The organism is Butyrivibrio sp. M55, assembly GCF_900116865.1.
In the GTDB taxonomy this organism is placed as follows: Bacteria; Bacillota; Clostridia; order Lachnospirales; family Lachnospiraceae; genus Butyrivibrio.
The window spans coordinates 87,334-101,548 of record NZ_FPCD01000001.1 but is presented as its reverse complement, the minus strand read 5'-3'; the positions used below and the strand labels follow the sequence as shown (position 1 = coordinate 101,548).

Here is a 14,215-nt window from a genome sequence, read left to right as displayed (position 1 = left end):
ATCAGCGCAAAGTTTCTACTAATTTTTTTGCAATAAATTCGGCTATCTTGATACCATCCATCGCTGCAGACATGATTCCGCCTGCATATCCGGCTCCTTCACCGCACGGATAAAGTCCTTTAATATTTTCCGACTCACCGTTTTCCGTGCGATTAATCCTTACAGGAGACGAAGTTCTTGTTTCAACACCGGCGATAAGAGCATCCGGTGAATTATATCCCTTTATCATTGTACCGAACTTCTCCATTCCTTCAACAAAGGATTTATTAAGATCGTCCGGTAAAATCTCATGAACATTTGAAAAAGTATACGCGCCCTTCATACAAGGCTTGCACACATCCCTGAATCTCACAGGTTCTTTCAGATTATTTTCTTCATTGGCTCCACCGTCCGATGCTACCGCCTTCTTAAAATCTTCGTAGTACTCAACGGGAATCTTGCCTTTTCCAAGCTCATATGCCTTTTCTTCAAGCCTTCTCTGAAACTCAACACCTGCAAGTATATCATCCGATCCGAAATCCTTGGGGTCGACCGTGATAATAATGGCTGAATTGGCATTCTCTGAATCTCTCTTGCTGTAACTCATTCCGTTTACCGCAAGTCTTCCCTCTTCGGATGATGCATTTACGACATACCCTCCGGGGCACATGCAAAAAGAATAAACACCGCGTCCCTCTTTTGTATTCATAACAAGTTTGTATGAAGCTACGGGAAGAGACTTTGGTTCCTCAATTCCGTACTGGGAAAGATTTATCAGTTTCTGAGGATGCTCAACCCTAAATCCCACAGCAAAAGGCTTCTTCTGCATAGATACTTTCCTGTCTTTCAGCATTGAAAAAGTATCTCTCGCGCTGTGTCCGATAGCAAGAACAGCTACATCAAAAGGAAGCTCTTTGCCGTTTGCAACAACCGCTTTTACGGCGCCGCTTTCATCCGTAAGGATATCAGTCACCTGCGTCTCAAACCTGAACTCGCCTCCCAGAGAAATGATCTCATTTCTCATATTCTTAACGACGTTTCTAAGTACGTCCGTTCCGATATGAGGCTTTGCGTCATACATTATCTTACTATCTGCACCGAAAGTCGTAAACAAGGACAACGCTTTTCTTCCTCTTCCGTCCTTATCTTTTACCATCGTATTTAATTTGCCGTCAGAAAATGTTCCCGCTCCGCCTTCTCCGAACTGGACATTCGTGCGGGTATCAAGCTTTCCCGTCTCCCAAAACTTTTCTACTATCTCCTGCCTTTTGTCGACATCGGCTCCTCTTTCAAACACAACAGGCTTAAAGCCGTTTGAAGCAAGCATATATGCGCAAAAAAGTCCCGCGGGTCCCGATCCGATAACGGCAATCTTTGCACCGGCTGCTTTTGAAGGTATTTCTCCCTCAATTCCCGCTTTTTCCAAGAAATTGTAAATAACGGGAGTCACAACCGAAATTCCTTTATCTTTCAATCTGGAAACGATCTTTTCCTCAGATTTTTTATCCAAAGCTCTCTTTACGGAAACATCAACCATAAAGACATCCACTATCTGAGGTTTTTTCCTTGCATCAATCGACTGACGCATTATAACAAGATCTTCAATATCATTTTCCGTTATACGCAAAAGCTTTGCTGCCTTTTTCTTTAAGACATCGCAAAGCTCCTCGTGACTACGTATATTATTACCGTCGTTAAGTATTTTTATCTGATTGATTCTTATCATATAATTCCTGATTTCTGTGCATTCTTACATTGAAGCGGCTGTACCGGCTATGCTTCCGCTCGTCCATGCAAACTGAAGATTGTATCCTCCGCACCTTCCGTCAACATCAAGAAGCTCTCCGACACAGTATACTCCGGGATAGCCCGCTACAGCCATATCATTGCCGATATCACCAAGGCTCATTCCGCCCGTCGTAACCTGCGACTGGATATATCCATAGCTATCCGTAAGATTAAAACGTATATCTCTGTACCTGTCCAGTATACACGATACCATGCTGTCTGCAATATTCTTCATATGCATGCTCTGCGAAAGTTTCATCTTCTTAAGCACCATCGAATTTATATTGCTGTTTGCAAAACCAAGCAAAAACTCCTCAAGCGTCCTGTTATCACGAAGCTTATACATATCACGTTTAAGAGCTTCGAAATCTTCTTCGTCATACTCAGGGAAAAAATCTGCAGAAGCAACCACAGGCTTTTTCTCGGTCACAAACTTTATTATCTCCCTGCTCGCCTGCATAACGGGAATACCGGAAATACCGTCCTTTGATATCTGCAGTTCTCCGATCTCGGAAGTTAAAAGTTCTTCTCCAAGATAAAAAGAAATCCTGGCCAAAGCCCTTACTCCCGCATCCGGCATGGTCCCGTCATCCTCACACTTAAATCCGACAAGCGCGGGATATGTATCTTTTAAACTCATTCCAAGCTGCTTGCAGATATAATATCCGTCGCCGGTTGACATTGTACTCTTTGCTCCCGAAAGAGATCCAAGTGCAAGAATAACAGCATCGGCTTCGTACTTATCCTTATTGGTAACAAGCACATACGGCGATTTGCCGTTTTCGGCCTTTTTTACAGCCTTAACCTGACTTTCCGTAACAACATTCACATTAAGTCTGTTTAGCTCGTTTATGAGCGCATTAACAACCGTAGAAGCCTGTCCCGAAATTGGATAGATATAACCGTTCTCACTCTTTACTATCACACCTAGTGATTTAAAAAACTTTATCGTCTCTTCGGGTCCGTAGAGTGAAAGCCAGTTCTTCATCCTTCCCTCTGCAGCCTTATTGTAATATTCCGGGCGCATATCGAGATTGGTAAGATTACATCTTCCGTTTCCCGTAACGGAAAGCTTTTTTCCAAGTCTTGTATTCTTCTCAACAATCGTCACATCGGCGCCGTTTCTTGCCGCATAGATCGCAGCACACATTCCCGCAGCGCCGCCGCCTGCAACATACACTTTTTTACTCACACTAAATCCTCTTACGCTTCGTCAGTCTTGATAAAAACAGGCAGTGACTTAAAGTACTTGCCCAAAGGGATACTGCGAAGTTCCCTCTCATCAATACTTCCGGTCATAACCATAATTGCAAGATATACAACATAGAAAACAGGCGCGCAGATTATAAATGTAAGAACCTCACCTATATTCTTAGCCAAAGCCATATCGATCAAAAATACAACAAATCCTGCAACAGCAGCTGCAACAAGCGTTTTTACAAAGTTGACCGCAAGCGCATAATTTGCATTAAGCATTTTCTTAAATACAATAAGCGAAAGAACATCATATACGAAGAACGAAACGATAACAGGAATCAAAACTCCGTACAATCCGATGTTTCCTACACTCGCACATGCAAAAAGCATCGCGATATGAACAAGCCATGTTATTCCAAGTCCGAAAACGATAAGGATAGACTTACCTGCATGGAACAATATCCATGAAAAGAAAATCGCAAAAGGAACAAGAATAACAAGACAGCTTGCTGCTCTCAAAAGCTCAACACTGAAATCATTTCCCTTCCAGTAAACAACCGTATCGATAGACGGAGCCAGTGTAAAGATAAGAAGCGCGGCCGGAACCGTGATCTCAATAAAGTGTTTTACAAATCTAGAAAGCTTCTCTCCCGCATTCTCGGGCTCGTCTCTCTCGAATCTCGCTCTTATCCTGTTCCACTCGATAAGGAAAGGAAGACAGCAAAGAAGCGAACATGTTATTACGATGGGAATAGTTCTTCCCGCATAAATACCGTAGTTATAAATAGGATCCGCCTTGCTTCCGACAGTTCTGTGATGGATCATGTAAAAGACCTGATCGACCAAAAGAGCTATTCCGGGTGAAGCATACATGAAGAGAATAGGTCTAAGTCCCGACATTACGTCATTCTTACTGTCAACATATCTGGGAGCACTTCTTTTTCCGATCTCTTCAAGCTCATTTCTTCTTACGTAAAAGCTTACGGATGTATGAACAAGTCCCACGATCGATGCGACAAAAAGTCCGATAGTCATTCCGGTCGAACCGTATACCGCACTGAATTCCTCAATGTGCATAAGTGTATTTACTTTAAGTCCGTATCCGTACATAACCGCAGAAAACAAAGTTCCGACAAGAAATGCCACGATTGCCATCAAGGCATCGGAAATAACGATAGGCTTGGTATATCCGACTCCCTGAAGATATCCTCTTACAACACCCTGAACACACAGGAACAAAACTGAAAAAGTAGAAATAAGGAACTGAAATCTTCCCCATTTGGAACCAAGCAAAAGATCGGAAAAGTTGATTCCGATAACAGTAAATACCACTGTCACAAGAACACCGGTAAATGCAAATATCTTAAGTGATTTCTTCATGTTCTCCTCAGCATTTTTGTACTGGGATTTTCTTGCTCTTACTCGTACCATTACCCATACGGCCTTCTGCACGGCAAGAACAAAAGAACAATAAAATGCAAAGAATATCGCAAGAGAACCCGCAGAATAACCTGCTCCCTTTTCTCCGTAAATTCTAATTGCAACAACCTCATATAACATAAGTATTATGATTGCCCAATATACAGCGGCTGTAAGCACATCGGGTCTTATTCTTTTTTCTTCGTAGTACTTTTTCATGTTTGATCTCCAATTGTATTATTTTCAGTCTCTTGTTATTCCAAGTGTATTAAGAACATCGCTCTGTTTCTTTTCCATTACCTTTGCTTCATCTTCCTCCATGTGGTCGTAACCGCACAGATGAAGCATGCTGTGAGCGATGAGAAAAGCAAATTCCCTCTTTGTGCTGTGACCGTATTCTTCAGCCTGACTTCTAACCCTGTCCTCGTTCACAACAATATCGCCAAACATAATATTTCCTGTATCGTGATTGAGAAGATCGACCTCCTGCTCTCCCTCCATAACGGAAAAATCCCCCGGTTCCTCATATGAGACATTGGGAAAAGAAAGAACATCCGTCGGCCTGTCTATTTCCCTGAATTCTCTGTTAAGCTCCTGTATTCCCTCATCATTGGTGATCGTGAGACTTATCTCAACTTCCCTGTCACACCCCTCTGACCTTAAGACTTCTTTTGCAACAAGCGTCGCAACTTCCTCGGGATCAAAATCAAAAACAGCTCCCGTCTCATTTTCAACGCAAAAAGTCATAGTAAAGCTTCTCCTTTTTCATTATCTTCTTCATAACTTCAAGTTCCCTGAACGTGACATCATAATCTTTAAGTTCACCTTCGGAAATTTTTTTGTCTATTATCGAATCGATAAGATTGTCATAATCAATCTTCGCATCCTTATCTTTTTTAAGAAGATACATTATGGACGCAATAAGCATTTCGCCAAGTCTGACAACAAGTGCCTCCTTGGATTTGGGCTCATTCTTTTTAGGTTCGATATAATCATGTAAAAAATTCATCGCCTCCGTCGGGAAGCTGTTATCCGTATAGATATGTTTGACATCATCCCATTCCGTCTTTCCTTCAAGCACACCTATCCTGTGATAATAAGAACAGTTCTTGACCGCTCTTGCATTTATATTTAATCCAAGCGCCATTCTCTCGGCAATATATGCCGTATGGATGGCTCTGTAATATTCGTCTTTATTATTTTCCTTGAGAGTAACAAGAAGCGGGAAATCCGCATCATTGATTACCATATACATATCATTTGTCCGTCTTATAACATAAACACCGAAAATATTCAGGAATATAAGAAGGATGGTAAGATTGAGCATAATATTGATGGCCGGTGAAACAAGCAGGATTACGGAAAAAGTTCTGTTCTGGAACAATACGTTATATGCAATCAAAAATACCGCCTGCATCATAAGAGAAATAAATGTCGGAATACCTATCTCGGTATCTTCTTCCAAGTCCCTGAACATTGCTATAGCAACCGCTCCGGCAAGGATATACATAAATAACTCTCCGCATCCTCCGTTTTTTTCGAGCATGACAGAAATCGAAACAAGGCCTACGCCTGTTATCATACCGATCTCCGTATTTGAAAAAAGTGCAAGCATAACAAAAAGTGACATGTACGGCCAAAACACATTAGGTATCAGGCTGAATACACATGCCAAAATGAGTGCAACAAAATATCCCGCAACAAAGCGGTTTCTCACCTCATTGTTATCATATAACAATCTGTTCTGTCCGTCAGCCACGGCATCAACAAGCATAAAAACAATTGTCCCCGCGATGGCTACGGATACGATCGTGTTTCTCAAAGTAGCTTCATAGCTTTTATCCGTGAAAAAAGAAAAAGCAAATACAATAACTCCTGTAAAAATAAGCATTGCCGCATATAACAATTTGACTTTCACATTCGAAATCTTATCGTTTGCCATTGTCTGAACGCTTCTCCAATTTTTGTATAGACTTCTTTTTCTTCTTGTTTTCGGCTTTCTTCTCATAATCTTCATAAGCCTTAACAATCTTCTGAACAAGCGGATGTCTCACAACATCGCTGCTGGTAAGTGTACAAAAAGCTATATCATCAATTCCCTTTAAGACATTTCCCGCAATCTCAAGTCCGGATCTGACATCTGCTGAAAGATCCTTCTGAGTCGCATCACCTGTGATGATAACCTTTGAACCGAATCCGATTCGTGTAAGAAACATCTTCATCTGCGCAGGTGTTGTATTCTGTGCCTCATCGAGAATTATAAAAGCGTTATCCAAAGTTCTTCCTCTCATATACGCAAGAGGCGCAACTTCAATAAGCCCTTTTTCCATATTCTTGATAAAATTCTCAGTGCCCATTATCTGATAAAGAGCATCGTATAAAGGTCTTAAATAAGGATCAACCTTACTCTGTAAGTCACCCGGCAAAAATCCGAGCTTCTCTCCTGCCTCAATCGCTGGTCTTGTCAAAATGATCCTGCTGACCTCTTCCCTTTGAAACGCCGTTATCGCCATAGCCATGGCAAGATAAGTCTTACCCGTTCCGGCAGGTCCGAGTCCGAAAACGATCATCTTATTTCTGATCGCATCAATGTATTTCTTCTGTCCGAGAGTCTTGGGTTTAATAGGTTTACCCGAAATCGTATGACAGATTATATCTCTGTCTATATCAACAAGAACATTGTCATTCTGTGCAACATCCTTGTTCTTAGCGGCATCTTCTTTTAATGAGATTGCGTAATCAACGCTCTGCTCTTCAATATTCGAGCCTCTCCTTGAAAGCTGAACAAGTTCTCTTATAATACTTGAAGCCTTGTTTGCTCCCTCTTTTTCACCGATTATGCGAAGCTCACCGTTTCTGTCGATGATCTCAACATGAAGACTGTCTTCAATCTTGCGGATATAGCTGTCGTTTCCGCCGAATATATTGCGCTCATCCTCAGCAGTAAGCGCTAATCTAAGTTCTGTAATCTCACTCATTTATGGTACGGTTCTCCACAGAAAATTTTATAACCACGATAAATCTGTTCCAAAAGAATAACTCTCATCATCTGATGAGGAAATGTCATATCCGAAAAGCTGATTGATGAATCCGCCCTCTTAAGGACGCTTTCATGTAGTCCAAGCGATCCTCCTATGACAAATTGTATGTGACTTGTGCCGTTTACACCAAGCCCGCTTATATATTCAGAAAAAGCTTCCGACGTATATCTCTTGCCCTTTATGGCAAGTACACAGACATGTGCTCTCTCATCAATATTCTTTAAAATTCTCTCCGCTTCTTTTTTCCTAATCTGCTCCTCTACCGCAGGCGGAGCATTGTCCGGAGTTTTCTCGTCGGCAACTTCCACGATACTTAATTTGCAATATCTCGAAAGCCTCTTGGAATATTCCGCTATCGCATCATTCCAGTACTTTTCCTTGATCTTGCCGACACAAATTATACTGATATTACCCAAAAATATTCTCCTGTTTTTAAGTCTACATAAAATGACCGCAGGCTATCATCAAATAATCTCATACATTATATCACATTCTATGCATTAAATCGCGCAAAAAAAGAAGCAGATGCATTGTTATTTCTGCATCTGCTTCGATATTGTTCATTTTATTTGATTGTGTGGATCCATCCTTCAGGAGCTTCAACGCGTCCCATCTGGATTCCTGTAAGTGTATCATAGAGTTTCTTGATAACAGGTCCCATCTCATCCATTCCGCTTGCAAAGCAGATTTCCTTGCCGTGATCGTTGATCTTACCAACAGGGCTTATAACAGCAGCTGTTCCGCAAAGTCCCATCTCAACAAAGTTCTCAACTTCTGAAAGCTTAACAGGTCTCTCTTCAACATTAAGACCAAGAATCTCTTTAGCAACATAAACGATAGATCTTCTTGTGATTGAAGGAAGAATTGAATCTGTGTGTGACTTGGGAACTACAAGTCCACCTTCCTTAGTAACGAAGATGATGTTAGCTCCGCCTGTCTCCTCGATGTATGTTCTGCTCTCTGCATCAAGATATACGTTCTCGGCAAAACCTTCCTCGTGAGCCTTTACGATAGGATGTAAGCTCATTGCATAGTTAAGTCCGGCCTTGATGTTTCCTGTTCCGTGCGGTGCTGCTCTGTCGAAATCACTTATCTTAACAACGATAGGCTTAGCACCACCCTTGAAGTAAGGTCCTACGGGTGTTACAAAAATTCTGAACTGATACTCGTCAGCTGGCTTAACACCGATAACATTACCTGTAGCGAACATAACAGGTCTGATGTAAAGTGTTGCTCCGCTTCCGTAAGGAGGAACCCAGTCAAGGTTAGCCTTAACAACTTTCTCAACAGCCTCGATAAATTTATCTTCAGGGAAAGCAGGCATCTCAAGTCTTGTAGCTGAATCTACCATTCTCTTGGCATTTAAGTCAGGTCTGAAAGTTACGATCTTGCCATCCTCAGTCTCATAGGCCTTAAGTCCCTCAAAGCACTCCTGTGCGTAATGAAGAACACCCGCATCCTCACTAAGTACGATCATATTGTCATCGGTAATGACACCGTCATCCCATTTTCCGTCTTTATAATTTGAAACGAATCTCTTATCGGCAACCATGTAATTAAAGCCGATATTTGCCCAATCTAAATTTTTCTTGCTCATTTTACACTGCATCCCCTTTCCAGTTACTTTAATGCGGCAAAGCGCTAATAGTTAAATTATAGTCCAATATTTTTGAACGTCAAGTAATGAATAAAAACAATTATTTCTTGTCGGGTTTATCTTTCTTTTTAACCTTTTCGACAATCCCCTTCACCTTATCGCGGCCGTTGTGATAGAGCTTTGTCACCATACCGACTTCTTTGTGTGCATTGTACTTATCATTATGCTCATCGGTAAGCGTCTTGTACTCTTTATTCTCTATATACGCAAGATCGTCATAATCCTCCGTCACGACACTGAGTTCTTTCTTGGTAAGAAGGATATTGGTAATCCTCGATATAAAGGCATATATGACGGCAAAAATGGGAACACCCACAAGCCATCCTACTATTCCCCACATTCCGCCAAAGAATGTGATTGAAAAGAGAACCCAAAAACTTGAAAGACCTGTTGAACTTCCAAGGATCGTAGGTCCTAAAATATTTCCGTCAAACTGCTGCAGTACGATAATAAATATCAGAAAAATAAGTGCCTTTACCGGAGTTATCAAAAGAAGCATCGCTCCTATCGCTCCTCCGATATACGGTCCAAAGAAAGGAATAATATTGGTCACGCCTACAATAACAGAAATAAGCAAAGGATAATCAAGTTTAAGAAGAACACATCCTATATAGCAAATAATTCCTATTATTACGGAATCAACCAGCTTACCGCCCACAAATCCTTCAAAAATATCACCGATAAATCTGAATCCGCCGATAACTTCATTTGCAAATTCTTCCCTAAATAAAGCATAGGCAATTTTCTTACCTTTTGTAGAGAACACCTCTTTGGAATTAAGAACATATATTGCAACAATAAGTCCTACAACAAGGTCAAAAAGAACCTTGATAATAGAGAACACTCCCTGAGATGCCATCTTAAAGAAAGAATCAACACTCGGCACAAGCGGCATAAGCTTTTCCTGAAGGAATTCACTTAGCGAAACATAAGAACGGTCGAGCTGCGAATTAATAAAATTCTGAACCTCGATTGAGTTTGATTCAAACAAAAGCTGTGATTCTTCGTTTATCTGCTTTTCATACTCAGGAAACTTCCTTACGATCTGCCTGATACTGTCTATAAGTTCAGGAATAATGATCCTGAACAAACTGTATATTACAAACAGGAAAATAAGCATTGTGATTGCAACAGATATTTTCCTAGCCTGTTTTCTCTTTTTAGCATTCACGTTTGATGCACGCGAAATGTCATATCCCCTCAAATGATATATGGGAATAACTATCTTCCTCTCAATCCCATCCGTAAGCGGTATGAGAACGAACGCAATGATCACGCCTATTATAATTCCAGATAAGGAATCCACCACCTTGGAAACCGTCTTGACGACAGATATTCCGTTAAATATTACATAATAAGCGAGCATTATCGCAATGCTAAGGAAGAAAATTGTTATTGCCCAGGTTACCTGGTTTTTCTCCGGTCTCATTTTCATATTCATGCCCCCCGATTATCCGACATTACTGCTCTGTCATTTCCTTCAAAATGTACTTTAAGCTGTCGAGATAATCATCATTTATTTCTTCAATTTTTCCACTGTCACAAAGTGCTGAAATAGCCGGATCAAGAGGAATCCTTCCAAGAATGTTGATTCCCTTTGAAGCCGCATAGCTCTCAATCTTGCTCTCGCCGAATATATTTATAGGCTTTCCGCAATGAGGGCAGTTCATATAGCTCATGTTCTCCACGATACCAAGTACCGGGATTTTCATCATCTCAGCCATATTTATTGCTTTTTCAACTATCATGCCGACAAGCTCCTGAGGAGTCGCGACAACAATTATTCCGTCCACGGGAAGAGACTGGAAAACAGTAAGCGGAACATCACCAGTTCCGGGAGGCATATCAACAAACATAAAGTCAACATCACCCCAGTTTACATCAGACCAGAACTGCTTAACGATACCTGCAATAACAGGTCCTCTCCAGATAACGGGATCCGTCTCATTATCCATAAGCATATTAAGAGACATTACCTTTGTCCCTTTTTCTGATTCAGCAGGTAAAAGACCTGTCTCATCAGCGTTCTTAGCCTGTCCTATTCCAAACATCTTCGGAATTGAAGGCCCCGTAATATCAGCGTCAAGGATTGCTGTCTTGAAGCCTTCTCTTGCCATATATACAGCAGAAAGGCCTGTCACAAGACTCTTTCCAACACCACCCTTTCCGCTTACTATTCCGATAACCTTCTTTACATGTGTATGTTCTCCGGGAGCAACTTTAAAGTTGTCCTCCATCTGCTTCTTAAAGTCCTCCGGCTTCTTACCGTGTCCGTTAGCCATTTTCTATCTCCGTTTCATAAAAAAGTTTATGCAAAAGTTTAACGCTTATATACGCAATCAGCAATTTCTTCATCTTCTTTGTCACCGACATAAGACTCGATAATAAATCTCGGACGATTCTTGGTCTCAAGATAGATCTTGCCAATATACTCTCCTATTACACCAAGAGAGATCATGATAAGACCACCGATTGCCCATACGGAAAGAACGGTTGTTGTCCATCCGGGAATCGTATGGTTTGTAAAATATCTCACAAGTGAATATATAAGTACCACAATACTTGCAAAGAAAATAAAGAAGCCAAGCCCCGTTATCATCTTTATGGGCTTTGTGCTAAGGCTTGTGATTCCCTCAATCGCAAAACTGAGCATCTTCTTAAGAGGATACTTACTCTCTCCGGCAAATCTCTCAGCTCTCTCATAATATACAATATCAGATTTAAAGCCGAGCATGGGAACAATTCCTCTGAGGAAAAGATTAACTTCTCCAAACTCAGAAAGAGCCTGAAGAGCTCTTCTGCTAAGAAGTCTGTAATCCGCATGGTTATAGACTGTCTTTGCACCCATTGCATCAATGAGCTTGTAATATGATTCAGCAGTAAATCTCTTAAAAAAAGTATCAGTAGTTCTCTTAGATCTTACTCCGTATACAACTTCGCAATCTTCCTTGTTGAATTTATCAACCATGGCATCGATCGCATTGATGTCGTCCTGAAGATCCGCATCAAGAGAAATGGCCATATCACAAAGATCCTTGGCAGTCATAAGTCCTGCCAAAAGAGCGTTCTGATGTCCCATATTCTTTGAGAGATTTATTCCCTGAAAGACTTCATCTTCTTCATGAAGTTTTTTAATTATATTCCATGTTTCATCCTTTGAACCATCGTTTACCAGAAGGATCCTGCTGTCGGGAGCGATCATCTTTCTTCCGACAAGGTCTTCAATCTTTTCCTTGAGTCTTTTGGATGTCTCAGGTAATACTTCCTGTTCGTTATAACAAGGAATCACGCAGAATAATCTGTTCATTTTTTATTTCTCCTCCGATGAGTTTATATAATTGATAAGCCCCTCAGAATCAATTATCTTTTGCATAAATTCAGGGAAAGCCTGTCCACGGAATTTCTCCCCTGTCGTTTCATCCGTAATGATGCCGGAGTCAAAGTCTACGCTTACAATATCTCCGTTCTTGATAGCATCTGCGGCTTCCTCGCATTCAATGATGGGAAGTCCGATATTGATGCTGTTTCTGTAAAAGATTCTGGCAAAGTTCTTAGCAATAACACAGCTTACGCCGGCGCACTTAATTGAGAGAGGTGCATGTTCTCTTGAAGATCCGCAACCGAAATTCTTCTCGGCAACGATGATATCTCCTGCTTTAACATTCTTTGTAAAGTCCTTATCGATATCTTCCATGCAATGCTTTGCAAGCTCTTCACCCGTTGTACTGTTAAGATAACGGGCAGGAATGATTACGTCTGTATCTACATTATCACCATATTTAAAAACTGTACCTTTTGCAGCCTTCATTTTCTATTCTCCTTATAATCCAAGTTCAGCGGGTTGTGAAATTTTTCCTGTGATCGCACTTGCAGCGGCTACAGCCGGAGAAGCAAGATAAATCTCGGAATCTATTGCACCCATTCTGCCGACAAAGTTTCTGTTTGTTGTAGAAACGCATCTCTCTTTTGAAGCAAGGACACCCATATATCCGCCAAGGCAAGGACCGCAGGTAGGTGTTGATACGATCGCACCGGCTTCAACAAAGCTCTTGATAAGTCCTTCTTCCATAGCCTGTAAAAAGATCTTCTGAGTTGCGGGGATAACGATACATCTGATTCCCTGTGCAACTTTTCTTCCCTTGATAACTTCCGCAGCAGTTCTGAGATCTCCGATTCGTCCGTTTGTACAAGAACCGATAACAACCTGATCGATCTTTGTATCTTCAATCTCATCAAATGTGTGAGTATTTTCAGGAAGATGAGGGAAAGCAACTGTAGGCTTAAGAGTGCTTAAGTCAATTGTATACTCCTCATCGTATTCAGCATCTGGATCTGCTTCATAAACAGTATATTCTTTACCCAGAGCATGCTCCTTGAGATATTCTTTTGCAATATCATCAACAGGGAAAATACCGTTCTTTCCGCCTGCTTCGATAGCCATATTTGCAATTGTAAGTCTGTCATCCATTGTAAGGTTCTTGATACCTTCACCGACAAACTCCATTGATTTATAAAGAGCTCCGTCAACACCGATCATACCGATAATATGAAGGATAACATCCTTACCGCTAATCCACTTTGAGGGCTTTCCGATGATGTTGAACTTAATGGCACTGGGAACCTTGAACCATCCCTTACCTGTAGCCATTCCGGCAGCCATATCGGTAGAACCGATACCTGTTGAGAAAGCGCCGAGCGCACCGTATGTACATGTATGTGAATCTGCGCCGATGATAAGGTCACCGGGAACCGTAAGTCCCTGCTCGGGAAGAAGCGCATGCTCAATTCCCATCTGGCCTACTTCAAAGTAGTTTGTGATCTTATTCTTTCTTGCGAATTCTCTTACGCACTTGCAGTTCTCTGCAGACTTAATATCCTTGTTAGGAGTAAAGTGATCGGGGACAAGAGCGATCTTATCTTTGTCAAACACGCCGTCCTTTGTAAATTTAGCCATCTCGTTAATAGCAACGGGACTTGTAATGTCATTGCCAAGAACAAGATCAAGATTAGCCTCGATAAGCTGCCCAGCTTTTACCTCGGGAAGTCCGGCATGGGCTGCCAATATCTTCTGGCTCATAGTCATTCCGCTCATATTGTAATCTCCTTCAATTAATTATAATCAAAAATATACTAC

General features: G+C 41.3%; 13 protein-coding genes. All 13 read right to left on the bottom strand.

The window, feature by feature from the left end; translation table 11 throughout:
- Position 1: 1 nt before the first annotated feature.
- Positions 2-1,705: an NAD(P)/FAD-dependent oxidoreductase gene (locus BM398_RS00460; RefSeq protein ID WP_092335969.1), complete on the bottom strand. Its 1,704-nt coding sequence runs from the start codon at positions 1,703-1,705 to the stop codon at positions 2-4.
- 24 nt (positions 1,706-1,729) lie between these two features.
- On the bottom strand, positions 1,730-2,959 hold the full coding sequence (locus tag BM398_RS00455; RefSeq protein WP_092335968.1) for an aminoacetone oxidase family FAD-binding enzyme: 1,230 nt from the start codon (positions 2,957-2,959) through the stop codon (positions 1,730-1,732).
- A gap of 11 nt (positions 2,960-2,970) precedes the next feature.
- Positions 2,971-4,602, bottom strand: a complete 1,632-nt coding sequence (locus BM398_RS00450; RefSeq protein WP_092335967.1) for an MATE family efflux transporter — start codon at positions 4,600-4,602, stop codon at positions 2,971-2,973.
- A gap of 24 nt (positions 4,603-4,626) precedes the next feature.
- Positions 4,627-5,130, bottom strand: a complete 504-nt coding sequence (ybeY, locus tag BM398_RS00445) for an rRNA maturation RNase YbeY (protein WP_092335966.1) — start codon at positions 5,128-5,130, stop codon at positions 4,627-4,629.
- Positions 5,114-6,325, bottom strand: a complete 1,212-nt coding sequence (locus BM398_RS00440) for a hypothetical protein (RefSeq protein ID WP_092335965.1) — start codon at positions 6,323-6,325, stop codon at positions 5,114-5,116. The genes ybeY and BM398_RS00440 overlap by 17 nt, the downstream gene beginning before the upstream one ends.
- Positions 6,312-7,361: a PhoH family protein gene (locus BM398_RS00435; protein WP_092335964.1), complete on the bottom strand. Its 1,050-nt coding sequence runs from the start codon at positions 7,359-7,361 to the stop codon at positions 6,312-6,314. Before BM398_RS00435 ends, BM398_RS00440 begins: the two co-directional genes overlap by 14 nt.
- Positions 7,358-7,840 carry a 23S rRNA (pseudouridine(1915)-N(3))-methyltransferase RlmH gene (gene rlmH, locus BM398_RS00430; RefSeq protein WP_092335963.1) on the bottom strand — a complete coding sequence of 161 codons (483 nt, stop codon included), beginning with the start codon at positions 7,838-7,840 and terminating at the stop codon, positions 7,358-7,360. The genes BM398_RS00435 and rlmH overlap by 4 nt, the downstream gene beginning before the upstream one ends.
- Before the next feature lie 149 nt (positions 7,841-7,989).
- Positions 7,990-9,033, bottom strand: a complete 1,044-nt coding sequence (locus BM398_RS00425; RefSeq protein ID WP_092335962.1) for a branched-chain amino acid aminotransferase — start codon at positions 9,031-9,033, stop codon at positions 7,990-7,992.
- 88 nt (positions 9,034-9,121) lie between these two features.
- Positions 9,122-10,516, bottom strand: a complete 1,395-nt coding sequence (locus BM398_RS00420) for an AI-2E family transporter (RefSeq protein WP_175531783.1) — start codon at positions 10,514-10,516, stop codon at positions 9,122-9,124.
- A 25-nt stretch (positions 10,517-10,541) separates the two neighbouring features.
- Positions 10,542-11,363, bottom strand: a complete 822-nt coding sequence (locus BM398_RS00415; protein ID WP_092335960.1) for an Mrp/NBP35 family ATP-binding protein — start codon at positions 11,361-11,363, stop codon at positions 10,542-10,544.
- A 38-nt stretch (positions 11,364-11,401) separates the two neighbouring features.
- Positions 11,402-12,388 (bottom strand): glycosyltransferase family 2 protein, encoded by a 987-nt coding sequence (locus BM398_RS00410; protein WP_092335959.1) that lies wholly within the window; start codon positions 12,386-12,388, stop codon positions 11,402-11,404.
- A 3-nt stretch (positions 12,389-12,391) separates the two neighbouring features.
- Positions 12,392-12,889, bottom strand: coding sequence for a 3-isopropylmalate dehydratase small subunit (gene leuD / locus BM398_RS00405; protein WP_092335958.1), 498 nt, complete (start codon positions 12,887-12,889; stop codon positions 12,392-12,394).
- Between the two features lie 12 nt (positions 12,890-12,901).
- Entirely contained in the window at positions 12,902-14,173 is a 1,272-nt protein-coding gene (gene leuC / locus BM398_RS00400) for a 3-isopropylmalate dehydratase large subunit (RefSeq protein WP_092335957.1), read from the bottom strand.
- Positions 14,174-14,215: the final 42 nt, after the last annotated feature.